At 43.4% G+C, this 25949-nt stretch carries 25 protein-coding genes; 8 read left to right on the forward strand and 17 right to left on the reverse strand.

The genetic code is table 11. The annotated features are described in order from the left end of the window. Nucleotides 1-94: 94 nt before the first annotated feature. From Q7V32_RS13775 to Q7V32_RS13835, 13 genes are all read right to left on the reverse strand, one after another. Nucleotides 95-394: a hypothetical protein gene (locus Q7V32_RS13775; protein WP_304897560.1), complete on the reverse strand. Its 300-nt coding sequence runs from the start codon at nt 392-394 to the stop codon at nt 95-97. Between the two features lie 20 nt (nt 395-414). Then, nucleotides 415-2655, reverse strand: coding sequence for a type II secretion system secretin GspD (gene gspD / locus Q7V32_RS13780; protein WP_304897561.1), 2241 nt, complete (start codon nt 2653-2655; stop codon nt 415-417). After that, nucleotides 2652-3266, reverse strand: coding sequence for a hypothetical protein (locus Q7V32_RS13785; protein WP_304897562.1), 615 nt, complete (start codon nt 3264-3266; stop codon nt 2652-2654). Before Q7V32_RS13785 ends, gspD begins: the two co-directional genes overlap by 4 nt. Continuing rightward, nucleotides 3263-3850 carry a type II secretion system protein GspM gene (gene gspM / locus Q7V32_RS13790; protein WP_304897563.1) on the reverse strand — a complete coding sequence of 196 codons (588 nt, stop codon included), beginning with the start codon at nt 3848-3850 and terminating at the stop codon, nt 3263-3265. Before gspM ends, Q7V32_RS13785 begins: the two co-directional genes overlap by 4 nt. Beyond that, nucleotides 3847-4947: a PilN domain-containing protein gene (locus Q7V32_RS13795; RefSeq protein WP_304897564.1), complete on the reverse strand. Its 1101-nt coding sequence runs from the start codon at nt 4945-4947 to the stop codon at nt 3847-3849. Before Q7V32_RS13795 ends, gspM begins: the two co-directional genes overlap by 4 nt. Nucleotides 4948-4959: 12 nt before the next feature. Next, a complete protein-coding gene (locus Q7V32_RS13800; protein ID WP_304897584.1) occupies nt 4960-5895 on the reverse strand; it encodes a general secretion pathway protein GspK in 936 nt (311 codons plus the stop codon). Then, a complete protein-coding gene (locus Q7V32_RS13805) occupies nt 5895-6560 on the reverse strand; it encodes a prepilin-type N-terminal cleavage/methylation domain-containing protein (RefSeq protein WP_304897565.1) in 666 nt (221 codons plus the stop codon). The genes Q7V32_RS13800 and Q7V32_RS13805 overlap by 1 nt, the downstream gene beginning before the upstream one ends. Nucleotides 6561-6562: 2 nt before the next feature. Continuing rightward, entirely contained in the window at nt 6563-6973 is a 411-nt protein-coding gene (locus tag Q7V32_RS13810; RefSeq protein WP_304897566.1) for a prepilin-type N-terminal cleavage/methylation domain-containing protein, read from the reverse strand. Then, nucleotides 6966-7430: a GspH/FimT family pseudopilin gene (locus Q7V32_RS13815; protein ID WP_304897567.1), complete on the reverse strand. Its 465-nt coding sequence runs from the start codon at nt 7428-7430 to the stop codon at nt 6966-6968. Before Q7V32_RS13815 ends, Q7V32_RS13810 begins: the two co-directional genes overlap by 8 nt. A 43-nt stretch (nt 7431-7473) precedes the next feature. Continuing rightward, on the reverse strand, nt 7474-7896 hold the full coding sequence (gspG, locus tag Q7V32_RS13820; RefSeq protein WP_304897568.1) for a type II secretion system major pseudopilin GspG: 423 nt from the start codon (nt 7894-7896) through the stop codon (nt 7474-7476). Between the two features lie 9 nt (nt 7897-7905). Beyond that, a complete protein-coding gene (locus Q7V32_RS13825; RefSeq protein WP_304897569.1) occupies nt 7906-9123 on the reverse strand; it encodes a type II secretion system F family protein in 1218 nt (405 codons plus the stop codon). After that, nucleotides 9123-10835 carry a type II secretion system ATPase GspE gene (gene gspE / locus Q7V32_RS13830; protein ID WP_304897570.1) on the reverse strand — a complete coding sequence of 571 codons (1713 nt, stop codon included), beginning with the start codon at nt 10833-10835 and terminating at the stop codon, nt 9123-9125. Before gspE ends, Q7V32_RS13825 begins: the two co-directional genes overlap by 1 nt. Before the next feature lie 261 nt (nt 10836-11096). After that, nucleotides 11097-11369, reverse strand: coding sequence for a hypothetical protein (locus tag Q7V32_RS13835; protein ID WP_304897571.1), 273 nt, complete (start codon nt 11367-11369; stop codon nt 11097-11099). Nucleotides 11370-11615: 246 nt separating this feature from the next. Between Q7V32_RS13835 and Q7V32_RS13840 the strand changes: the two genes are divergently transcribed. The 8 genes from Q7V32_RS13840 to Q7V32_RS13875 all read left to right on the forward strand — a co-directional run bounded on the left by Q7V32_RS13840 (nt 11616) and on the right by Q7V32_RS13875 (nt 19435). Beyond that, a complete protein-coding gene (locus tag Q7V32_RS13840; RefSeq protein WP_304897572.1) occupies nt 11616-12389 on the forward strand; it encodes a VPLPA-CTERM sorting domain-containing protein in 774 nt (257 codons plus the stop codon). 127 nt (nt 12390-12516) lie between these two features. Next, the gene (locus Q7V32_RS13845) at nt 12517-13374 is read left to right on the forward strand and encodes a hypothetical protein (RefSeq protein WP_304897573.1); all 858 of its coding nucleotides are present in this window, start codon (nt 12517-12519) and stop codon (nt 13372-13374) included. Between the two features lie 374 nt (nt 13375-13748). Further along, a complete protein-coding gene (locus tag Q7V32_RS13850; protein ID WP_304897574.1) occupies nt 13749-14552 on the forward strand; it encodes a hypothetical protein in 804 nt (267 codons plus the stop codon). Between the two features lie 49 nt (nt 14553-14601). Beyond that, on the forward strand, nt 14602-15462 hold the full coding sequence (locus Q7V32_RS13855) for a hypothetical protein (protein WP_304897575.1): 861 nt from the start codon (nt 14602-14604) through the stop codon (nt 15460-15462). A gap of 78 nt (nt 15463-15540) precedes the next feature. Continuing rightward, complete coding sequence (locus tag Q7V32_RS13860) at nt 15541-16224, forward strand: hypothetical protein (RefSeq protein ID WP_304897576.1); 684 nt, start codon at nt 15541-15543, stop codon at nt 16222-16224. A 264-nt stretch (nt 16225-16488) separates the two neighbouring features. Beyond that, the gene (locus Q7V32_RS13865; RefSeq protein ID WP_304897577.1) at nt 16489-17406 is read left to right on the forward strand and encodes a mitochondrial fission ELM1 family protein; all 918 of its coding nucleotides are present in this window, start codon (nt 16489-16491) and stop codon (nt 17404-17406) included. Beyond that, nucleotides 17396-18532 (forward strand): glycosyltransferase family 4 protein, encoded by a 1137-nt coding sequence (locus Q7V32_RS13870; protein WP_304897578.1) that lies wholly within the window; start codon nt 17396-17398, stop codon nt 18530-18532. The genes Q7V32_RS13865 and Q7V32_RS13870 overlap by 11 nt, the downstream gene beginning before the upstream one ends. Before the next feature lie 165 nt (nt 18533-18697). Further along, nucleotides 18698-19435, forward strand: coding sequence for a hypothetical protein (locus tag Q7V32_RS13875; protein WP_304897579.1), 738 nt, complete (start codon nt 18698-18700; stop codon nt 19433-19435). 43 nt (nt 19436-19478) lie between these two features. Here Q7V32_RS13875 and Q7V32_RS13880 read toward each other — a convergent pair whose 3' ends face one another. The 4 genes from Q7V32_RS13880 to glnE form a co-directional block, all read right to left on the reverse strand. Next, nucleotides 19479-20501, reverse strand: coding sequence for a glycosyltransferase (locus Q7V32_RS13880; RefSeq protein WP_304897580.1), 1023 nt, complete (start codon nt 20499-20501; stop codon nt 19479-19481). 16 nt (nt 20502-20517) lie between these two features. Further along, nucleotides 20518-21807, reverse strand: coding sequence for an O-antigen ligase (locus Q7V32_RS13885; protein WP_304897581.1), 1290 nt, complete (start codon nt 21805-21807; stop codon nt 20518-20520). A 104-nt stretch (nt 21808-21911) separates the two neighbouring features. Further along, the gene (locus Q7V32_RS13890; protein ID WP_304897582.1) at nt 21912-22835 is read right to left on the reverse strand and encodes a branched-chain amino acid transaminase; all 924 of its coding nucleotides are present in this window, start codon (nt 22833-22835) and stop codon (nt 21912-21914) included. Nucleotides 22836-22880: 45 nt separating this feature from the next. Beyond that, complete coding sequence (gene glnE / locus Q7V32_RS13895; protein WP_304897583.1) at nt 22881-25739, reverse strand: bifunctional [glutamate--ammonia ligase]-adenylyl-L-tyrosine phosphorylase/[glutamate--ammonia-ligase] adenylyltransferase; 2859 nt, start codon at nt 25737-25739, stop codon at nt 22881-22883. Between the last annotated feature and the right edge of the window lie 210 nt (nt 25740-25949).

Raw genomic sequence — 25949 nt, forward strand, 5'->3', positions numbered from 1 at the left:
CCTTTACCACCCAGCTTGCCTAACGCCGTTTGGATTAATCCGCCTATTAACACAAAGGGAGAAACTTGACCCATAAATACACAACAATTAGACACTAAATAAAACAACTGGGTGTCTCAATGTCATTGACACATTCCGCGGGGGCTAAAACCAATATATTGCCGGTCTTGATAAAGGCGTCATGTGGCTTGGGAATAGAGGCCAAAGCCGTTAAAGGGCTTATTCCGATAAAGACAGCAGTGCCCACGGCTGTTGCAGCCAATCCTAACGGCCGGTACAACAAAACATCCAGTAATACAAAGCCGGGATCGGATGCTTCAACGGGTTGAGCCTGTGCAACAGGCCCCGTTAGGACTACCGATAATAAGATAAAAAAGCGGATTCTTTTTTTCATAATGCTTGGCTACGAATGGGTTATTGAAGCACTTCTACTTCCAAAGGCACATCCTGATAGATGCCGGTCAGTTTACGCTTGAATTCGTCGGTGACCAGTCTTGCGTCCTGTCTATTAGTAACGACTCTTGGCGTTAATAATAAGACCAACTCGGTCCTATCATTATTTTTTACTGTAGAGCCGAACAAAGGACCAATCAAAGGCAAATCATGCAAAAAAGGAATACCACTTTGTGTAGAAGTACTTCTCTCTTGTATTAACCCCCCAAGTACAATGGTTTCTCCGCTTTGCACTGCGACTGAGCTGGCAATCTCCCGGGTCAAAATATCCGGATTACCATTTGTGCGAGTATTTCCAAAACTTTCAACACTTTGTTCAATTTCCATCGTCACCAACCCATTGGCATTGACTCTGGGTTTAACGGTAACCATGACGCCCGTTTTACGCTGTTGAATTTGGGTTGTTTGGATGAGCGCATTGTCGGGGCCTGCGCCCCCTGAAAGAGGGGTAGACTCTGAAGTTCTAAGCGACTTTTCCTCTCCCACTTGAATATTGGCTTCCTGATTATTTAACACCATCAACGAGGGAGATGAAATGACGTTGACATTGCCATCATTAGCTTGCGCTTTCAGTAGCGCTTTAACAGCGCCGGAGCTGTAAATGGCGCTTAGACCTCCGGTCGCAGCGGCAGCGGCAGCACTTGCTGCCGCTGAGCCAAGCTGGGTACTTATATTTCTATCGTCTGGAACAGAGCCACTGCCAATACCTGAACTACCTTCAGAAAAATACCATTGGATTCCATACTCAAGCTCATCTGTTAAAGTCACCTCTACAATGGTCGCATCGATCAACACCTGTAAAGGCATCACATCCAGTTGTTTGATCACGTCTTTTATCACATTGTATTCCTGAGCGGTTGCCACGATAACCAATGAGTTGTTAATTTCATCCGGGATAATCTTGACTTCACCGACACCGGCGACTTTGACATTGGAAGCAATGCCGCCAGAGCCTCCTGAAAGGCTACCCAGGCCAGGGGAAGTTCTTTGAACCTGCTGGATTTGCGACGTGTTACCGGTCGATTGCGACCGATTTCGGGCAGATGACGATGTTGATGAAGGCCGATTTGTGACTTCAACTGATTTGCGGCCGGCGGCCACCTGCCCGCCTCTGGACTGAACGCTGCCGGAACCATAAATATCACTTAATACCATGGCCAAATCGAGCGCATTGACATGCTGGACTTTATAGACGTTAACACCACCGCCGGATGCCTTTTTGGCTCGATCCAGACGAATAATCCAGTTTTCGATATCGGTTAAATACCGTGATTGATGAGTAATCGCCAAAATGGCATTCATCCGCTCGATCGGTATAAATCTAAAAAAGCTGCCCTCATCTTCTTTGCCGAGTTTATTAAAAATCTGATCCAATTCCTCAACCAAGGTCGGCGGATCTACATGTGACAACGGAAACATCGCAAACGAACGGCCGCGCATGATGTCGGCATCAAATATCGACACGATTTCCTGAACGCGCTCAAGTTCGGCAGCCGTGCCACCAACAACCAGCAAATTGCGGGTTGCATCGCTGTGTAATATCGTCTTTTCGCCGACCAAGGGTTTAAGAATTTCGCCGATGTTGGCGACACCGACATTTCTGATCGGATAAACCTTTACCTGATACCCGGAAGGTAAGGTTCTGGATGCTCCTGCAACAGACAAGGACGAGGTCATTAAAGCCTCGCCGGCCGGTTCTATATGATAAACACCCCCGTCTTTAACCAACGCGGCATTGTTCATGCGCAACAGCATTTCCAGCGTGGGCATCAGCTGTTCTTTGCTGAGCGGCTTAGTGGTTTGCAAAGTCACTTTCCCGGCGACCTTGGGACTCAATACATAATTCTGCCCTAAAATATCACTGATGATGACTTTGGCGACTTCACCCAAATCGGCCTCATCAAAATTCAGGCTATAAGTTCCCGGACCACCCTCTGAAGGCTGACTTCTGCGCGCGGTAAGATCGGAAACCGGCAAGCCGCCGCCCGGATAAATTTCGGTTTTCAGCTTATCTTTTTCATCCGTCAGCGGTTTATTATCCAGTTGTTCATAAATCACACCTTGATGATCAATATCATTGGTTAACGGTTGCGTCAGCTGTAATTTGGGTTTTTGTTGAGGCCCCATAAATTCACAACCGTTTAACGTCAGGCTTAATACCGCCAAATACGTTGTTGCTTGGATTAGATTATGTTTTTTCATTGGGTCAGATTTTCTTCAGGAATGGGTTCACTTTGACCGGCATCAGGCGGCATTTCAGGTGTTAGTGGCATCTGTGGCGGCGGGACCTGTCGGGTTTTGGGCAGCTCTTTCAATTTCGGCTTTCTCAAGATCAATTCTGTTGTTTCGCCGCCCCGTTCAAGCACAGCTTTATCGGGTAATATTTCGATCAACTTCCAACCATCCACTTCCTGGTCTTTGGAAATTTTAATATGACTTTTCTGATTAGGCTGCATTTTGGTCCGGCGCAGCAATACGCTCTGCTTTTTTTGCGTGGTGTAAACCCCTGTCAATTCCCATTCCAATGTTTCTGAACTCTGAGAATTAGGGGAATTATCAGTATCTGTTTCGGGCACTGGACGCCTGCCTTCAATAAACAAAGGCCGGCTGACCAAATCGGTGTAACTGTCTTCAGTCTGCTGATCCAGCTTTAATTGCGGGAACGCCTGCTCATCGTAAGCGGGACTGACGGTGGTTTCACCGGGTTCCACTTCACCGTTTAAAGATCCCCAATACCACCATTCTCCGATGACCAACACCAAAAGAATGGCACAAACACTTGCCTGTATCTTGACTAGCGCGACATTGATCATTTTCCTTTCCCCATAAAACTGGAGGCCTGAAAACTGATGTTCAATTTGTTGCTGGGTTCAATTTTCCGCGTTATCCGGTTGCGTATGCCGCGTTCAGGACGAATATCAAGGTCGTCAATCACAAATAAGGGGATTGACGATTCGATTTGAAACAAAACAGAACGCAAGGTTTCTATATCGCCACTCATCCTGACTTTGACGGCTATACGGGTAAATTCACCTTCAATTTTGCTGGGCAAAACCTGCGTACTGGTTAGCTGGCCTCCGCCATTGGCAATAGCCGTTTTGATAAATTGTTGCAAATCAGCAGAGGCCAAAGCTTCTGTTCCCTGGCTGCTGAAATAGTTCTGCGTGCTGTCGGCCTGCTTAATTTTATCTATATTCGCTAGGACGGCTTCTTTTTTAGCGATAACCCGTTGGTAGCGCTCCAAACGGAACAACAGCTCGTTTTTTTCGTCACGCAGGTCCAATGCTTCATTGACCAGCGGCACAATTAAAAAGCCGATAACCATCAGAATAACGGCAATCAACAGCCCTACTGCCAACCATCGTTGCGGCGGGTATTTATTGATGAGCTTTATCAATCACTGCTCCTGGATTTTACATCTACCGTGAGTTGAAAACGCTCTAAACCCGTCATCCTGTCTTGTGTAACCGGTGAAACAAAACGGGCGTTGGCAAATAAATCCGATCCTTCCAATATTGCAATTAAAGCTGATGCCGCCGGCGATTGGCCTTGAATTTGAATCTGTCCGTCGGAATATTTCAAGTAGTTTAACCACGTATCATCTTTTATCAGGGCACTCAGCGAATTAAGCAGGGTAACCACAGAGGGGGATTGCTGCTTTTTTGTGATCAATTGCTTGGTCTGAGCAATAGTGCTATCGATTTCTGATTGCAATTGATCGACAACGGTTGCTTCTTTTTCGATCACTGCAATGTCTTCTCGCAGCTTGCTGACAGCCTGATTTTCAAGCCAAAGCGGTAAAACCAGAAACACGGCCAATAAGATGAAAAATAGCGCCGTTAAACTGCCGTGGATATAATTTTGCCATTCTACCTTTTTTTCCCGATGATCTTCCGGCAGGAGATTGTAATAGGATGGATTCGATTCCCGGTCATTAATGACAGAATCATAATCAATCAAGGATGGCCGGATAGTTAGCGGATTTAATTCCTCAATCAGAGCATCTATTTTATCCCTGGGGGATAACACCAAGATGAGGCGGACAAGTCCTGTTTGCTTATTTTTTTCCAATAACTTGATAGCAAAATAGACCTGATCCTTGTTAAAAGGCGTAAAGCGATCCAGTTCATAAGCGAGGACTTGCTGCAAATTTTCGGCAGCAGCCAGAGGGAATGAGAACTCCTTACTCACTGCGTCTAACCCGGTCAGCCGAAAGACCAGGTTGACGTTCTCAAAGCGGTTGTCACTTAATAAAAGGCTTTTGATTTGCTCAATGCCATCGGCATCTCTGCTAAATTCGCCGAGATCTTCGCACGCATCGCCTTGTTCATAAGACAAGCTGAACAGCGTCGGGTAGGGTCTTAAAACCAGTTGCCCCTGCTGTTGATCCAGAATCTGTTTAAGATGATCAGGCAATAAATGAAGTAGCTCTCCGCCCCACCAGCGAAAAAACTTTTTTACATCCAGATCGATGTTTGCATCAAGATTCAGCATGTGTAATGTCTTTTAATAATTTTCCATTTCGACTGCAAATAAACTGCGGGCTTTGGTATATTTGGGTCGCCATTGAACAATAGAAAAAGGCGCGCTTCCCTCATCCACTCGTTTAACCAAAGCATGAACAGTTGCCGTGATTTCCTCATCGATCATTGCTTCCGAAACGATGGTCAATACGTCTGTATTACTGCTGTTATCCTGTTCTTCACCGGTTTCCGGCATATCAAAATCGCCCTCCGATTGTTCATCAACCGGAGTAACCGGCACTGACCTGGAAGGTGTTTTCCTCAAGCCGGCACCTGTCCTTTTTTCGTCTTCATCTTCCAGTATCAATCTCAATTCTGCCGACGCTTTTTTCAAATCGACGCCGGATTTTCCGGAGTGAATGGTTATAAACGGCTCAAGCCAGTCGTACAATTCGGAATCCATACCTAAAACCATTTGCAGCTCTTCCAGCGATTGAAAAGCTTCGTTGCGCGGCACGTACTTCAATCCGGCTTTCTTATATTCTCTTTTCTCCGCACCGTCTTCACGCGCCGTGTCGTCCTTATCGCGCCAATCGATAATAGCATCGGCAATCCTGGCCTGCTTTTCGGCCTCTATGGGCGCCTGACTCAAGACTCTTTGCAACAATTTCAAGTCCGCTTGATTGAGGTCAACCTTACCACTCTCGGCCAGCATTTGCACCCGTATTAGCGCGCGATCAAATCTGAATTCATAGATTTGCCCATCTGCTTGCCAACGTTTCAACGGATCACTTTGGAGCATCATCATTTGCGCCATTGCGATTCCGGCTTCAGCATAGGCTTGTGCTTGCGCAACGCTCTTAAGTCCAAACATTATAGACGATTCCCTGCGCATGCTGAGGGCGAAGCTTCCCGCCATAATAGACAAAAGCGTCACTATCCAGAGTACTAACACCAATGCCACACCCTTTTGCCGCATCACCTGATGTCCCCTTCAGAATCAGCCGAGAATTCGGCATAACTTTCGGCAGCACTCAACTTGACCGGTATGACCATATCCGGCCAATACAACTCGTTATCACGCGCAATTCTGATTTTAATCAAACTCGGCAAAGTTTCTCTATCGACCCATTCCTGCTGCCATCCTCCGGATTCAGAGAGCGGATCTGATTCAAAATAACTCATCTGAAACAAGCTGACATGCGTGAGGATAACCACATCCTCGTCTTGCCACGCCTGCTCGTCCGAACTGGGGAAAAATGGTTTTATCGAGACTTTTAAAGCGTTATTGCCATTTTCCTGTTGTAAATACACCGTGAACACTTGCAATCCTGGGCGAGCAGCACTCGCAGGCAATGGCGAGACAAACTGAACGCTTTCAGCTGTGCCTCTAAATGAAAAAGCCCTTTCTTCGTCCTCAGAAAAATCGTGCCACAACGGCTGCGCAATGGCTAAATGCCTGCGAAAAAACTGATAGACCATGGCTGTTTCGCTAACCTGAGCCACTTTCCCTTCCCCGACCTCCCAGCTTTGAGCACTGATCCTAAGTGCGCCGAACAACAAAACCATCATGAGGCTCAAAAGCGTCATGGCCATCATGATTTCGATCAGCGTGAAACCTTTTTGGCGGCAAGCACAGAACATGGCTAGGTACCAGGCGGCTGTTCGTTTCGAACCAGACGCAAGGTATTTAATTCAAATACCCGCGGCTCTGCATTTGCTTCTGCCCAACTGACACTGACGCCGATCCTTAGAAGCTGGGGCACATTCGTGTTTTCGTCTGTTACTTCTAACTGAACATCGGCCAGACTGACGTTGACTTGCCAGGCATAACGATCAAATTCCAAGCCAGACATCTGACCGGGTTGCATCGGCGTTTCCACGCCGATTCTGGCCATCAGGGACTCGGCCAATTGGACCGCTGTGGTGTAGTCATCGGCAACGATCGCCGTATTGACACCACCGGAAAAGATTCTGAGTAAAATACCCAAAGCCAACGCCAGGATAGCGAAGGCCACCAGAATTTCCATTAAAGAAAAACCGCGCTGATCAGGCATCGGCGAGATCGATCAAGCCCGTCAACCAATTGATATTGATGCGCCAGGTCCATTGATCCAGCTCCAGGGTGACCCTGCCTCCGGTCGAGGAGCCATCGCCAAAAAAGCGGATATTGGCTTGGCCTTCACCGCTAAATTCACTTTGCGCCGTCACTAAAGTCACATGGATTTTTTTTGGAATGTGATAAATTTTATCCCGCGTACTGATCTGATAAGTGTTTTCGGCAAAGTCGATGGCCACCGTTGTCTCGTCTCCGAGCATCAAGGCCTGACCTCTGGCATAACGCAAGGCCGATATCATGTCTCTTGCGGCACTTTTTATCGTGGTTGCATCATTACCGGATGAGAGTGAAATGCCAACAGCGCCAAAAGCCAGCGCCATAACAAACAGCACCACCGATAATTCAATTAAGGTAAAGCCTCGATGGCCCCTGGTCGTTTTGATTTTCGGCAGCACAATTCAATAGCCTGAAAGTTTCAATAATGTTCGTTAACTTTTGTTATAACCAGCTGACAACATCCTGATCTTCACCTTCGCCACCTTCTTTTAGATCAGCTCCCAGAGAAAACAAATCGAAATTACCGTGTTCGCCGGGAAATTTGTATTGATAAGGCTGCTGCCACGGATCGACCGGCACTTTTGATTTACGCAGGTAAGGACCATTCCAGCGCTCCACATCGGATGGCTTCTCTATCAGCGCATTCAGTCCCTGTTCAGTGGACGGATACCGGCCGACATCCAGTTTGTACATATCCAGCGAAGAGGCAAGCCCTTCTATTTGAACTTTAGCGGCTTTGGTTTTTGAAGCGCCCATATGCTTCATGACCTGCGGACCGACAATTCCGGCCAACATAGCGATAATACCTAACACAACGAGTAATTCGAGCAAGGTAAAACCACTGTTCTTTTTCAGTTGTTTCATCGTTTTTTCCTAAAAAGCCAAATCATTAACACTCAAAATAGCCAACAAGATCGACACAATAATGCCTGCGATCATTAATCCCAAAGTGATGATCAATACCGGCTCCAATAATGCCAGCATGCGCTGTATCGACACTTTAAGCTGTTTATCGTAAATAGTAGCAACACGAAGCAGCATCTCTTCCAGGCGTCCGGTTTCCTCTCCCATACGAATCATTTGCATCGCCATTTTAGGAAGAACCGCCTTATCAAGTAAAGCATCGGACATATGCCGTCCCTGTTTAAGCTGCTCTTCCGCATCTCTTACCGCATCAACCAGCGTCAAGTTGGATACCGTTTCACGTACGATCGTCAAGGCGCTGATAATAGACACGCCATTCCCAAGAAGCGTTCCCAGGGTGCGGGTAATATTGGCCGTTTCCATATTAAGGATGATATTACCGGCTAACGGCATTTTAAGAAAACGCGCATCCCAAGCCTTACGAGAAACTGGATCGGACAATTGATAGCTCATGAACACATAGGTAGTCAATATAACGAGCATCAATAGCCACCAATAGCTTTGCAGCCAATTGGCCAATCCCACAACAATCTGGGTGGGCACAGGCAAAGCCTGCCCTGCACTTTCAAACATTTCGGTAAATTGAGGGACCACAAAGGTCAACATCACAAACAGGGATGCAAAGGACATGATCATTAATATGACCGGATAAATCAGCGCCGTACTGACGGTATCCTTGAGTTCTCGTGACCGCTCGAGATATTCCGACAAGCGCACCAAGACACTGCCAAGACTCCCTCCCGCCTCACCGGCCCTGATCATGTTAATGTAGAATTTCGAAAACACTCCCGCCTGGCTCTGTAAGGCATCGGCTAAGGTAGAACCGCCTTTGACTTTATCCAAGACGCGCGTCAGCAGCTTGGTCAATTTTTCATTTTCTGCGGTCAACTCGATCAACACCGACAGTGATTTATCAAGCGGAAGCCCTGAATCCAACAAGGTTGCCAATTCTCCGGTAACCAGCAAAATTTCCTTTTGTGACAAGCGAAGCTGCTTGACGCCCAAATGAATTCCCAGAAAAGTCCTGCCCCGCGAAGGTGAGACTTTTATCGGCATGAGCCCTTCGGCTTGTAACTCGGCTATCAAAGCCGCTTCGTCAACTGCTTCGCGCAAACCTTCTTCCAATTCGCCGCTACTGTTAACGACTTTAAATGCGAATAACGCCATCAGGATTCAGTGGTAACGCGCAAAACTTCTTCAAGCGTGGTCGACCCTTGCAAGGCCTTCACCAAACCATCGTCATACATGGTATGCATACCTTCTTCGATGGCAAGTCGATGAATCTCACCCGCCTCCGCATGGGTCATGATTAGTCTGCGCAACGCATCGCTCATGACCAGAAACTCAATAATCGCCATTCGCCCGCGATACCCCAGGCCATTGCAGGCATTACAACCGACGGCTTTATAAAATTTCAATTCGCCTTCAGGTTGAAATTTTCGCAACTTCAATTCTTCAGCCACAGTGGGTTCAACGGTATAACTTTCCTTGCAGTGAGGGCATAATTTTCTGACCAGGCGCTGGGCTAAAATGCCGTTAACCGTCGAACTCAGCAAATATTCTTCCATGCCCATATCAAGCAGTCGCGTAACGCCTCCGGCTGCATCGTTGGTATGCAGCGTCGACAACACCAAATGCCCGGTCAACGCTGATTGAACGGCTATTCTGGCGGTTTCGATATCACGCATTTCACCGATCATAATGACATCCGGATCTTGCCGCACAATGGACCTAAGTGCTGTGGCAAAATTAAGACCAATTTGAGGTTTGGCTTGAATTTGATTAATGCCTTCCAATTGATATTCAACCGGATCTTCGACAGTGATAATCTTGCGTTCGGCAGTATTGAGTTGTTTGAGCGCCGTATACAAGGTCGTCGATTTACCGCTGCCGGTAGGGCCGGTAATCAGGATAATGCCATGCGGCTGAGACAGAACCTCAATGAATTTTTGATAATGCTTACCGACAAAGCCGAGGGCAGTAAAATCAAGAACCGTCGCTTCCTTATCCAACAAGCGGATAACGACACTCTCGCCGTATAAAGTCGGAATCGTCGAAACACGCAGGTCCAGTTCTTTACCCAGCATTTGCAGTTTGATACGTCCGTCCTGAGGCAAGCGTCGTTCGGCAATATTCAATTTGGCCATGATTTTAATTCTGGATAACACGGCAGCAGTGGACGTGACCGGTGGCGCATCGATATTTTGCAGAACACCGTCGATACGCAAGCGCACTTTCAGACGTTGTTCAAATGGCTCGATATGAATATCCGACGCCCGGTTCTCAATCGCCCGCTGCATGATCAGATTGACCATTTTTATGACCGGAGCCTCGCTGGCCATGTCTTTCAAATGTTCCAGATCTTCTTCGCCGATCTCATCCGACTCCAGATTTGAAACGAGTTTATCCATCTGGGATTTGCCTTCACCGTATTGCATTTCCAGTGCCGCATCAATCTCGGACATCAGTCCGATTTTGGCCGCAATATTTTTTCCGGTAGCCAGTTGCAAAGCATCAAGCACAAAATGATTTTCAGGATCCATAACGGCGACCTGAATCTGCTCATCGTTCTGGCTTAAACCGATGACATGATATTGCTTGAGAAATCGAAGCGACACATTTTCGGGCAAAGGCGTTTCCAGCGGATAGTCTTCCCCGCTGACTTTTTCCATGGGGTGAGTCGCAACAAACGCCTCAGCAATATCGGATTCGGAACAAATACCCAACTTGATCAGCAGATGGGGCAAGGTTTCAACCACGGTAGATTGCATGACCCGATCGACTTTTTTTAATTCCGCATCGGTCAATTTTTCCAGATACTGCAAATGACTTAAAAAACTGTGATATTCCGGAGCTAGCTTTGCGGTTGAATAATCCATGTTGACTACCAGAACTGAGAATTTGGCGAATTATAAACGATAGGAAATATTAAATCCGTTATTGGATAGTGTGAAAGTCATTTTGGAATTTGGCAATCAATAACTTTCATGGATGAAGAGGCAATCAATCCGAACAGGACGAACATCTTATGCTTAACAATAATCGACTGTAGTCTTCATCGTTGTCTTGGGTTAAACACCGGTTTCTTTCGTAGCCGAAGAACGTCAATGAGCATGGAATAAAGATAATTTTCATAACATCTAAACATCCCAAAACCCATCGATCAGTAACCAATAATTTCTGCTGCTTACCTTTTCTTCCAGAACAAACAACTCATCAACACCTAACACGTCATATTTTTTAACACCACTAAAGAAATCATCGATGCTATTTGAGCTTATTTTGATATTGGTTTTATGGAAATTTGAGGGGTATTTCAAGGAAACTTTATACGAAAGACGGGGTGATAAAACGTTTAGACAAGAGAATTCTTTCAGCTCAGTTAAAACAAAAATTCGGGCTTTGTCTGTCATCCGAAAAGTTGTAGCCGCTTAATTTAAGTTCGCTATTTATTAAGTTAAAAACAAGCAAAAAGACTGAGTTTATCTGACTCATGAATATCCTTTGATTTCAAGAGTTTGATGACCATTTAACTCAGTTACTTATACCTAAGTAATAAAAATGGCGTCGCTCAGTCGACTAATGTCCGAGCCTAGAGCTCATTATTCAAACTACCTCTTAAACGGGTGTTTGTTTAGTTTAAATCTATAGAGGTAATTATGTTGAAATTAAAATCACCAATAACTAAGTTAAGTTCGGCTATAGCGTTGGCTCTATTCGCCGGGGCTTCATCAGCCGATACCATTTACAGCACAAAACATTACCTATTAGACCAGAACGACGCATATACGAATGTTGCAAATGGCTACGATACCATTCAAAAAGGCGATTGGTTTGCAGGATATTTCTATGTACCCAATGCGCAGAGCGATCCCGCTAAACCTCAATCGCTCTGTCAGAACGGCTGCGACATCACCGGCGCCACGCTTTATCTTATCGGCGGGCGAAATGATGACCCATTAGAACCATCCTCTCTCGCCGGTGTAACTTTGGAAGTATTCAGTAATAGCACAAGCGAAAATACATGGGGCAAATATCCTGGCGCTCCATTATTTACCCTTAACACCCCCGAGGAGGTTAAGTTTGACGGGACTCAAGGCGGCCCAGGGACTTTAATCAGCTTTACCGCAGATCCACAAGACCAAAGTGCACCGGCATTATTGCAACCAGGCACAGGATATTGGCTTAAGTTAACAAGTGAGCGAGTATCAGAGTTCGGCTGGTATTACAACGGCCTCAATAAACCGGGCGAATATTGGGCAGGGGTTTTTGGTTCAGGACATGGCTCTCCTTATATTTTTGAGGTAACGGGTACTAATAGCCTTACACCAAGACTCGCTCCTTCACTTGTTCCAATTCCGGGCGCAGCCTGGATGATGGGATCTGCACTGATCGGCCTGCTGTCGATTGGGCGTAGAAAGAGACCGAACTGATCACAAGAAAAAGAATTTGGGTGATAACCCCCCTCTTAATGACTGTGTTGGCCATGTCACAGTGATTTGTTTTGATAATCATGGCTGATTAATACTTTTATAATTGAATAAATTAAGGAGTTTGACCATGAAAACTAAAATTACAACAATAAGCGCCGCAGTATTACTCGGCATTTCAACCCTGGCAAACGCAAATCCTCCAAGTGCGCCCAGTATTTATAACACAGGACCCGCAGCCCCCAGATTGAACATGACCGATATGCGGGATGTAGAAAAAACCGCTTTCGCATTGAATGAAGCTTTGATGCAAGCGACCGAAGGACTGGTTTATGCTCAAGGAACTTGTGCGAACTTCTCAACACCTATCGAGGTATATTCTCACCCTGGCTCCAATAGTAATTATATTGAGGGCACATCTGCTATCAGCACTATCAGATTGGATGCGACCATCCAACCCAAAGTTGCCGGTTTTGGTCAAAATTACGATGTCGAGCAATTCGCTCAAGGCACAATCAACGGCACACCTGTGCAAAATCTGCGTGGCAGATACACTTACAACGAATTGGCCAATATGATGGTCGGCGAGAGAACGGGTGTACAAGTTAAATCTCAAACCGTCAGAAATGGTAATAGTTTTGACCAATTTTACAGCAGCGTCATAAAAGACTTCTATCACGGCAACACCTATGATGCCAACGGCGATTTCTATGAAATCTTCGATTATGGCCTGCAATCCGTGTCAAAAAATGGCTATCCAGTTAACAAATGGTGGCAAAAATCTAAAGCCGTTCGTGATAATGGATCTCAAGGCTGCACAGTATTCCAAAAAGATCGCTTGGTAGGAAGCAGCTCATGCCGCATCGTAATCTCTACCGCTGGTTACAGCCAAGAAGATCTGTTCTGGCAAAAAGGTACCTTGTCAGTTCAAAGAGTGAGCCCATCATCTGTTTCAACAGAGCTTAACAACTGTACTGCAGGTAATTAAATTAATTGATAAGCCTGCTTAGGAATAAGCACAAAATAACCTCCACAAGCATGACTGTTTGTGGGGTTCGGTGGTTCGTCTGACAGGACGCAGTGAATACGTCCGTTTAGGCTTGACAGCATCAATCCCTGACGCCGACACCTGTCAATCGAGCCTCCGGCCCCCTTTCAGTCTTTGAAGAAGTTTTTTCATGCTCGTTCCTTAGTTAAATTGTTATTGCGTTCTTAACTTCTAAAAACACCGTCCGGTAAATGCCGGACGGTACTTACTAAAAACGTTAATCGTAATGCCAAACTAACTCTGTAAATATTCAATAGCAGATTTATTTTGATATTAGTGAATCTACTCTTGAATTTTCACGAATTGAGATTGTTATGAAACGTAGCATTGTTTTCTCAGTCATTTTGTTTGGTTCTTTAGCCGTCGCCCAAGCTGAAGAAGTATTAACAGCAAACGCGTTAACGGCTCCTGAAAGAACAGCTTTCTCTTTGCTTAGTAGTGTCATGGACATTGTGAGCGCTAGGATCGACACTAGAAACTGTTTTGAGTTTAGGGGCAGGTATCCCGTCACCCTATTTGCTAATGGAATAGAAGGACAGCGAAAACAAAACAATATGATCAATGTCCAATTGAATAAAACCCCAATATCGGTAATGGGCTATCCTAAAACAAAAATCCCTGAAGTTGGGTCACAAGTTGTCACCGCGTATGGGGTTACCTGGAGTGAAAACCTATTTAATCCCGTTAGATACTACCGAGCAAATTACACTTTTAGTGAAACTGACGACCTATTGGAGATGAACTCTAAGTTGGGATTATATTTGTCTATTAACTTAAATACTCGAGAGTACACTACTGAGGCAATTACCAGCTTTAACAGAAGCCCATCCAGCGATCCTGCTGATAGTTATGCATCATATATTGGCTGGGGAATGAGTGTATTATCAAATCCAGAATATCCAACTCATAAGTACTGGGAACGCTTTAATATGCGCCGAGATGAGGGCACCAATGGCGCCACTTATTTCGTGAAAGATTTATTGGCTTTCCGGCAATCCTGTCGAATCAAAATTGAAATGATCGGCCATAACGGATCGGACTATATCTCACAAGAAGGGAATCTAACTATCGATTTGTCAAGTCCGACTGATCCAATTGTCACCTCTTATGATTATTAAGTACTCGATAATTAAAGATTTAATTCAAAAGAAAAGGAGCCTGACAATCATGAAGCCTACTCTGCCAGTCGTCTTTGCTGGAATATTGAGTTTCAGCTTAAGTACTCAAGCTTCTGCCAGGTTAGTTGCAGCACCCGATTTATTTGAAAACGGGCCTGTGGCATTAGCAGCCATAAAGCTGGAGTCCGATGAAATTACTAGCCTTATGCTATTAGAGAGCGTAATGGATATTTCAAGTTCCGCCGTTCTAGCCAATAGCTGCCAAACGCTAGAGGGTATATATCCTATTGAGATTTCCGCAGATGGCGCATTAAATAAACCCGAAACCAATTTTGGTAAAATCAGTTCATCAGAAAATACGGAACCACTTGTTTTGAATGCAACAATGGAAGCTGACAATTCCTTTCATGGACAAAATATCAATATTCGCCAAACTAAAAACGGCAAGCTAAAAGAAATACTAATACAAGAATATTCTAGCGTCGCAACGGTTAACCGCGAATTAACACTTTTATCCATACATAGCAATGCAAACGTTTCAGGTCAAAACAACACACTAATGCCCCATCAAAATTTACTTATTAAGCATTTTTATGATGAGCAAAAACCAGATAACCAAAACCAATATATATTGGGCTGGGGAGCAGCATCTTTATCGAAAACAGGTTTCCCTCTTAATTTAGCCTGGTTAAGATTTAAAGCACTGAAAGCCAGCGGACAACTTAAGCGCGTGATCTTGCAAGAAGATCGATTAATAGGAAACTCCCCGTGCCGAATACTTATAGATGGTGTTGCCGAAATTAAAAAAGACAACGAGAAGAAAAATCAACAAAACATTGCTATTAAAGGAGTTATGACAATTTCCAGGCCTCAGTCACTCGAAGACAACCCCGTAGCTTTTGAATTTTAATGAGCGCAACTGTTCAATATAGAGTAACTAACTCCAGGCAATATAAGAGTAATTTAAATTAATTAAGTTGAGATTGTTATGAATATTTTTAGATTACTTTACGCATTTAAAATATTGGCAAGTCTATTATTTATAACAAATTTCAATATTGCTAATGCCTCCTTAGTGACGGTAAAAGTTGAAGACGCAGGTGTTTTGAATTGGGATCCCATAGAAAAAGTGACCCCAGGTTTCGGCAGCAGTGGTCCGATATCGCTAAATTGGGATCCAAACGATGATTTTTTTACAGAACTTCTTGCTTATGGTAGAGGATATTCCGGAGGAGCCGCCGCTTTTTGTTGGTATGGAGAAAATTGTGCCTTAAAGCTATCTGTAACTGCGGAAAACACTATTATGCAATTAGAAAGTTTTACCCTTGGCTACTTTGGGGATCAAGGAATAGTTGAATATAATGTAATCGATTTGGAAACTGATGTAAGCGTATTTTCTGGTACGCCATTGGTTAAAGGTACTACCCTCTCGCTTATTGATGTGAATGTATCATCAAATAAAGGGTTTCTTATTATATTTGGGCCAGATGGATTTAACGGAGGTATTAACAACATTACCTACAACTATCATTCCAATATTATTGCTACACCTGTCCCCATACCAACAGCAATCTGGCTTTTCGGTAGTGGGTTGATTGGATTAATAGGCTTTGCTCGCCAACCAATATGTGGGAGCTATAGTCAAATACGGTGTATGACCCATTTAGATTAGGCGGCCATTGCCCCTGTATTTCTCCTCTCTTTTTTTGATTTATCTTTATTTATCGGGTTTCTCAATAGTGCTGTTGTGCGATCTTGTTAATTGTATTCCAACAGAAAACACCACATTTATTCAAGTCGGGCTTTACACCCGCTATCGTTATAGCTCTTTGAGCACTAAACATAATCCGTATATTGATCACATTGAATAAGGCTCTTGACCGTGCTAACCTGAGCGGCCTTGAATACCTTAACCTTTGTGTAAATGCCCCAAATTATGAGTCCTTCCCAGCCGCTGCAACTATGGCTGATAACCGATAACAAACCCGGTCATAGAACTCAGCTGGAAGGCTTGGCCAATGCCTTGGCCGATTTAAAGCCGCTTGAACACCATTGGTACGATGCAGGCCTTAGTTTATCGGCTCGCTTTCAAACGATTGTGGCAATGTACAAAAAGGCCCAAATAAAAAAACCGGATTTGATAATAGCCGCTGGACATAAAACGCATCTATTACTGTTGATAGGTCGCTTTCTTTTTGGCGGAAAATCAATCGTTTTAATGAGGCCTTCGTTGCCGTTACGTCTTTTTGATCTGGCCCTGATTCCACAACATGACGGGCATTTCCATCAAAATAACGTGATATCAACCCTGGGTGCCATCAATAAAATCACACCCAGTCAAAGCCACGACAAGAACATAGGGCTTTTTCTGATCGGAGGGCCTTCCAAACATCACGGTTGGAACAGTCGTCAGATGGCAGAACAAATTGAAACCCTAATCGATAGCGCCCCCGACATTCGTTGGAAACTCACTACATCAAGACGAACGCCCGGTGATTTTTTACCACTTCTGAAGCATCTCAACAACAAACTGGCTATCATTCCCCATACAGAAACCGGACCTGACTGGCTCCCGGATCAACTTTGCGAATCCGGTGTTGTATGGGTCAGTGAGGACAGTGTATCGATGATCTACGAAGCATTGACGTCAGGTGCCTCAACCGGATTATTGGAAGTGCCTATTCTTAAAAACGGCCGCATCCAGCAAGGCATTCAGGATTTATTAACAGCTAAAGCGCTTTATCGTGTCACTGATTGGCTCAATAAAACAAATATACCCCACTCCGGTCTTCAACTGAATGAAGCGCATCGCTGCGCGGAATTGATTCTAAAACACTTTAATTATGTCGAATAAACAACTTACCGTGATTCAAGTCCTACCGGCATTAAATGGCGGTGGTGTCGAAAAAGGCACACTGGAAATCGGCCGCTTTTTGGCACAACAAGGCCATCGCTCCATTGTCGTTTCAGCAGGAGGGCGCATGGTACAGCAGCTAATTGATGAAGGCAGCGAACATATTCAAGCCGACATCGGTGCCAAAAAACTCTCGACACTTCGCTACATCTCCTGGTTCAGACGCATGATGCTGGACATCCGACCGGATATTGTCCATCTCCGCTCTCGCTTACCGGCCTGGATTTGTTATTTGGCATGGAAATCGTTACCCAAAAAAGACCGCCCCCATTTAGTCAGCACCTTTCACAGCCATCATTCGGTTAATCGATATAGCGAAATAATGGCATGCGGTGAACGCGTCATTGCCGTTTCCAACATGATGAAAAACTACATTATCAACGCCTATCCTAATGTCGATCCGAACAAAATAAGGGTTATTCATCGCGGCGTTGACACCCAAAAATTTACTCCCGAGTACCGGCCAAGCAAAGAATGGCTGCAGGCATGGTATGCAGAATTTCCGGAAACAGCTGGTAAAGCGTTAATAACCATCCCCGGACGCCTGACGCGTAAAAAAGGTCATGAAGACTTTATCAAAATCATGGTCCGCTTAATTGATTTGGCACTTCCTGTACATGGCCTGATTGTGGGAGACACGGATCCGAAAAAAAACTATTACCGGGATGAACTGGAAAAATCAATTGCCGGCGCGGGTTTATCGAAAAATATAACGTTTACCGGTCATAGAAATGATCTTGAAAATATCATGTCAATTTCCAGTATTGTTTTAACCATCAAAACCGAACCTGAAGCTTTTGGCAGGACGACAGCAGAAGCATTAAGCCTGGGTATACCTGTCATTGGTTACGCAATAGGGGGTGTACAAGAACAGATGGCTGAATTATTTCAAGATGGCTTGGTTGAAGTTGGCGATATTGAAACAGCCACTGGTAAAATACAGGACTTTTTATCAAATCGCCCAGTTATTAAAAGTAATTCATTATTTACCTTAGACAATATGTGCAAGGATACCTATTCGGTATACGAAGAATTGATAAATCCCTCAGAGAGTCAAAAAATCTAATCCTGTTACATATACGGAAAATGAAATGCGCTTTAAGCTTTCAATCCAGATATAATTTATATAAATATTTATTGCTAAACGATTTAGCAACTGGGTTAATTAACTAGCCTTTAAGCTATCGCCCAGAAAAATAATTTACTAAACGTCTTACCTAGATTAGAGAACATGAAACAAATTGTCTGCATGAAATGGGGAAATAAATACGGCCCCGAATATGTCAATAAGCTATATGGAATGGTTAGACGTAATTTAGAAGGTGAGATCAGGTTTGTCTGCCTTACTGACCATGCGGAAGGGATTAGGAAAGAAGTTGAGTGCTATCCCTGTCCTGAAATAGCGATTCCGGAACCCTTTTGTAATTACCCTTGGCGAAAAGTCTCCTTATGGGCGGATCAATTAGATCACATGGATGACACTTGGTTATTTCTTGATTTGGATATCGTCGTAACGAATAAGCTTGATGAATTGTTCACTTATAAAACTGACGCATCATTTATAGTGATGCATAATTGGACGCAACCTAATTCTGGCATAGGCAACACCTCTGTTTATCGTTTTAAAGTTGGCAGCCACCCCTATTTACTGGAAAAGCTGTTAAAAGATCCAGAAAACATAAGAAATACCTACCGCAATTCTCAAACCTATATTTCAAAAACCATTAAAGAAATAGAGTATTGGCCTGATGAATGGTGCGTTCTTTTTAAGGTTCAATGCGTTCCTCCCATGCCTTTTAGATGGTGGCAAAAACCTAAGTTACCCAATAACGCAAAAGTTGTTGCATTTCCTGGAGATCCCAATCCTGACGATGCCTTAATTGGGGAATGGCCGACGCATAAATGGTATAAAAAAAGTTACAAGTATATTAAACCAAGTCTTTGGATCAACGATTATTGGTATGAATAAATAGGCCATTATTAATACCTTATAAAGGTTGTTAAAAGCCACTTTAACTATGATTTAAAACATTTTTATAGACAGCGAGTGTATTTTCAACCATTGCTTCGAGTGTTAATTCATGCTGCGCACGCTCAAAGACCGAATCCATGTCTTCATTCCATTTAACCGGTTGAAACACAAATTCATTCATCTTTTTTTGAATTGATTCTACATATTTACTCATTATCAAAGAATTGGGGAGAAATTCCTTAGTAGAAACATCAGTTGAAAGTACTGGTGTTTTCGACAATAAAGCCTCAACAAATACATATGAAAACCCCTCATTTCTCGATGAAATAATCATCCCATCAACGGCACAAAGTAACTTTTGAATATCATCTCTATAACCTAAAAATCTAACGCGGTTTTGCAGGCTATTCTTTTCTACTAGTGTTAGAAGATTTGATTTTAAAGGGCCATCTCCAATAATCAGCATATTCGCATCAACATTAATTAACGCATCCAACAATAAGTCAAATCCTTTTGCATTAACCAATCTACCAACACTGCAAAGTAGGGGTTTTTTGCTATCCAAGTTAAACTCATCTGTAAGCTGTTTCTTAGAATAGCCAGGTACCAGTGAGGAATAATCTATACCGTTATAAATTACCGTAACCGGCGTCTTATCATTGACTCTAGCAGCCGCCTCCTTGCTGACTGCGATAACATGAGCTACGTTCTTGAATACCTTGCCTTTGCCTGGCTTACTGTTATGTATGGTTCCAAAGATTGGAGACGATAAAAAAAAACGTAGCTTAGTCACTAAACATACGGCTTTATTTGCTTGAGCATGGACAATGTCATAATTGCCTGAACGAAGCAACCTGAACAAACCCCATAATAAAAATGGATTATATCGGCTACGACTGAAATCAACCGGGACAAATCGAACTGAATCGTTAAGACCTGCTTGAATATTTTTTGATGCTATAAGCGTTACTTCCTCAGTTTTAGACAACTCGTTACATAACTCCCTAACATGCTTTTCAAGTCCACCGTTACCTGAACTAGCAACTACCTGACAAATTTTCATTCTATTTAATTTAATATTATAAAGTCTTTGAATCTATGGAGACCCTTGGACCATAAAGTAGAGAACAACAGATCGCCATCATGAGCCAAGCCACCTGACTATAGCTACTACCAAAAAGAGAAGTATGAGAATTTAGAGGAAAAAAAACTATAATAACTGTAATAGCGGCACTGCTTTCTAATAATGAAAATTGCTTGACCCTGTCTTTAAGCGTACTGACAAAAAGAAAAATAAAGCCAAACATCCCTACCAAGCCGATAATTCCAGTTTCAGAAAATAATTCTAAAATAAATAGGTGAGGGTGCAGCATCTTACGCTTTTCCTGAGAAAAACTATCATTTGGTGGTGCATAAAGATGAAAAACCTCTCGAAATCCCCTGACACCTACGCCATTGATAGGGTTGTTAATACCCGTGTTATAGGCGGCCTCCCATATTGGTAATCGCTGAGAAGTGGCGGCATTAATGGAATCATAATCACCATTCATCAACATAACAGTTTGATCGGCTCTGCTTTTAAAGTTGTCATTATATTTATACCCCCCTAATATAATGACCACACTTAAAATAACTAAAAATGCTAACGGAATAATAGGTTTTTTTTCGGCCGTAAAAAATATATAACAAAGGAATACCACTCCTCCTACTAACAAAACCAAAATACTTGCCCTACTTCCGGCTAGCAACAAAATCCATAAACTTAATAGCAATAAAGACCAGCCAATATAATTTGACCATTTTGTAGATGCATAAGCCAATGTTACAGGCAGAAAGACCGACAAATAAACAGGCATAATTAAATTATTAAACGGCCCGGTTAAACGCATTCCTTCGTAATTTCTACCAAAAACATCAAACCCTACTAACCATTGCAGCAATCCATCGACTAACCAAAAACTAATTACAAACATTAAAGCTTGCAATACCAAGTCTCTTAGTATCTGATTTTGCAAAATATAAACAACATAAATGCCTGCTAGCAAAAAGCGTAAATATTTAATGGTAAAGATGGACGAATTTTTGAAATTTTCTGCGCCAATGTTGCTTAACAGTATAGGCAACCATAGTGAAATAAAAAATAAGGTAAACATGAGGAAAGGAGAGTTCGTAACACCTGACTTGATTTTACCTCTTGCAAGAAGGGCCAAACTACAAAAAGCCATAATGGCTGTTACTACCTCAACTGTTCTACCCAAAGGCAATAAAGCAAAGGAAAGTATGATCAGGGTGACTGCTGCCAATTCTGATTTAGTGGGTGAATTGCTATGAAACATAAATGCCGCCATCTGAAAGGGCTGATCCATCATAAAAGCTTAACAGCCCGGTTCTAGACAAAAACATTATCCAGCTATAATGCTCCAACCAATTATTATGCCAATATCACCAGACTGAAAAACTTGTAAATTAAAACTTATTTCAAATAACTCAACCATTCCTTATGATCAGTTCTTCTTCCGTGAACATAATCAAAGTATAAGCTTTGCAATTTTTCAGTAATCGGACCACGGCCGCCGTTACCAATCATTCGTCCATCCAATTCCCTAATCGGAGTTACTTCTGCGGCAGAACCGGTAAAGAAAGCTTCATCGGCAACATAGACTTCATCTCGCGTGATTCTTTTTTCAACCACTTTTAGACCTTGTTCTTCTGCGATTGTCATAATAGTATCGCGCGTAATGCCTTCAAGTGCCGAAGTGGTTTCTGGTGTGAACAACTTGCCATTTCTGACGATGAACAGGTTTTCTCCGCTTCCCTCTGCGGCATAGCCTTCATGATCCAGTAAAAGCGCTTCATCATAGCCTGTGCTTAATGCCTCTTGTAGCGCCAAAATTGAATTGATGTAATTTCCGTTCGCTTTAGCCTTACACATCGTGCTGTTGACATGATTACGTGTGTAGGAAGAGGTTCTTACACGAATGCCTTTTTCCATGCAATCGGCGCCCAAATAAGCACCCCAAGTCCAAGCCGCTATCATCACATGTACCTTAAGATTATCTGCTCTCAGTCCCATCCCTTCTGAACCATAGAAACACATACTCCTGATATACGCTGTGTCCAAATTATTCTTGGCAACCGCGTCACGGTGAGCCTCGTTAAGCTCTTCTTTGCTGTATGGAATCTTCATATTGAGGATGTGCGCAGAGCGAAATAATCGGTCTGTGTGCTCGTTCAATTTAAAAATCGCGGTGCCACCTTCCGCATGATAAGCACGTATGCCTTCGAATACACCCGCACCGTAATGTAATGTATGCGTCAATACGTGAACTTTGGCATCCCTCCAATCAACCCATTTACCGTCTAGCCAAATGAATCCATCTCTATCGTCCATCGTCATTATTCTGTCTCCAACTTATCATGAGAAATATGCTTTTCTTTAATTTCAATCCATCAAGTCATGCCATAACCTGTTGACCGTGGCACGTTCCTCAATGAATTCAGTATTTGAAATTTCAGGACGCTTTCCTTGAAGAGCCTGCTTATGTCCAAAATCCCTGTATCTGCAATAAACACGCTTGAGCTCTTCTGCATCCGCTTCTGCCAAATAGCCACAATCACTTAAGCCTTCCAACAACCTGATGTTATCGGTATAAGTCACTAGCGATTCATGTTTGGAGGCAAAATTGAGTATCGCAAATTGTACTATAAACTCAATATCAACAATACCTCCTTTGCCTTGTTTTAAGTCGAATAACCCGGAGTTTTTTGAGACAAGATTTTCACGCATTTTTTCTCGCATATCACGCACGTCTGTTTTCAAAACATCAGTATCACGGTGCAGGGTAAGGATCCGTTTACGAATTTGTTCATATTCCGTTTTAATTTTCGGATCGCCGGTAATGAATCGGCCTCTAACTAACGCCTGATGCTCCCAAGTCCATGCGTTGTTCCGCAAGTAATCCTCATAAGTATTGACAGGCGTTACTAAAAGCCCGGAATTACCGCTGGGGCGAAGCCGCATGTCCACTTCATAGAGAATACCGGAGAGCATCCGCGTGTTGAGCATATGCATCACTTTTTGGCCTAACCGACCGTAAAACTGCGAACATGTGATTGGTTTTAACCCATTGGTATTGGCTTGATTATCGTTACAACTATAAAGAAATACCAAGTCCAGGTCCGACCCGTAACCCAACTCGATACCGCCCAATTTACCAAATGCTAAAATTCCGAACCCCAAATACTCATTATCGGTACCCGGTGGTAAACCATGCTTTTGAGTGATTTCCAGCCAACTAATTTCCAGCGATTTTTCCAATAAGACTTCTGCAATATAGGTTAAATAATCGCTGACCACCATAATTGGAATAATCTCCATGATATCGGCGGCGGCAACTCTCAATTCATTCAAATGTTTGAATTGCCTCAGCTTCATCATCACTTGCTCAGTGTCATCTTGTTCAACATCGACTAACATACGATTGAGCTCACGCAGTAAATCAGGCTTTTTTAATGGATCATAAAGCCTTTGCGGATCCATTAACTCATCAAATAATATGGGGTAAAGAGATAAATAATCACAGATCCAGGGACTGGCTGCAGACAGCTTAACTAACTGCGCAAGCGCCTCGGGATTTTCAGAAAGAAGCGATAAATAAACATTCCGCCCTGCAACAGCCTCAAATAATGTGAGTATGCACTTAAATGTTTCATCAGGATTCTTGACAGCTTGCACTGTTTCCATCAGCTGAGGCATGAGCCTGTCTATAACCCCGGCTCCTTTGGTGGTTAATCGTCTAATGGCTGCTGAACTCTTAAAATCCTTAATGGTATTCAGGATGTCTTCGCCTTGCTGAAAACCTAACGCGCGCAGCGTTTCGACAAGATCTACATCGTCTTTGTTAGCAGACCAGGCAGAGTCAGCATCCAGATTTTTTTTATCCTGTTTGGATAGAGAGAAGACTTGGTCAAAAACCTCATGGACCTCTTTACGCACATTGTCCAGATCAGTTTTAAAACCTGACCACTCTGCATAACCCATGGATTTCGCCAAAATAAACTGAACACTCTGATCCGTCGGCAAATCATGTGTTTGTTTATCTTGGTACTCCTGGATATGATTTTCTACCTTGCGTAAAAATTGATAAGCGTAGATCAATCGGTCCGCGTCATCTTGCCGGATCAAATTCAAATCCAATAATTTCCGGAGAACTTCAAGAATGCCCCTTATTTGTAACGATTTTTCTTGTCCGCCTCTAATGAGCTGAAATGCCTGACCTATAAATTCAATTTCCCGTATCCCGCCCGGACCGAGTTTAATATTATCCAGCCGGTCTTTTCTTTGTAATTCCTGGGTAATCATATACTTGAGATTACGCAGCTCTTCAAATGCACCGTAGTCAATATAGCGGCGATAGACGAAAGGCTTTAACATCGCCATTAGTTGCGGTCCGGTTTTAGGATCCCCTGCAACCTGTCTCGCTTTTATCATGGCATAGCGTTCCCATTCTCTAGCCTGGGTCAGATAGTAATTTTCCATCCCGTCAAACGTCATGATGATAGGCCCACTATCACCAAAAGGACGTAAACGAATATCTGTTCTAAACACAAAGCCATCGACAGTTACTTCATCCAGAACTTTGACCAGTTTTCTGCAAATTTTTGTAAAAAATTCACCATACGTTGTCTGCTTTCTGTCGTTTAAAACTCCGTCTTCTGCAAAAGCAAAAATCAAATCAATGTCAGATGAAAAATTTAACTCCCACGCACCCAGCTTACCCATGCCCAACACTACAATTTGTTGTGGTGACCCATCGATTAACACAGGAATACCTGAAATTGCTGTCGCTTGTTGATAGAGATAATTCAATGCATATTGAATGCACGATTCTGCCAACCAGGTCAGTTCAATCAAAGTTTCATTTAACTCAGCCCAACCGGCCAGATCACGCCAAGCGATTCTCACCATCTCTCTTCGGCGAAAGCGTCTTAACTCTATTATCAACTCAGCATCAGATTGAATACCAAGTCCTGCTAATTTTTCTGCGTAGACGTTTTCTTTGTAGGCTGAAAATAGATCTTCAGTAATCACTAAATCTTTCAATATGGCTGGATTACGAATACAGCTTTCTGTAACAAAAGAACTAGCCAACCAAACTTGTCCCATTGAAGCTAAAAGTTTTTCAGGATAATGAAAGGACGGATCAGTTTTTTCTTCCCATAGCTGAACTGATCGGAGCAAAGACTCACGTAGCTCGGGAATCAAGGATTCAAGAAGTGGATTTAGGTTATCTGCAAGCATTTAAAGCCTAATTGGGTTCAGTTTTTGACTTTTTTCAGGGTGATTGTACTTAAAAAAGACCGCTGATTAAAAAGCAAAGTCAAAAAAAAACCCCACCGAGGGATAAACCTGGATGGGGTTTGCTATAAGAGCCTGGCGATTCCCTACTTTCGCATGGCAAACTGCCACACTATCATTGGCGCTAAGCGGTTTCACTGCCGAGTTCGGGAT

Origin of the sequence: Methylicorpusculum sp., from assembly GCF_030651835.1 — a bacterium.
GTDB lineage: Bacteria > Pseudomonadota > Gammaproteobacteria > Methylococcales > Methylomonadaceae > Methylicorpusculum.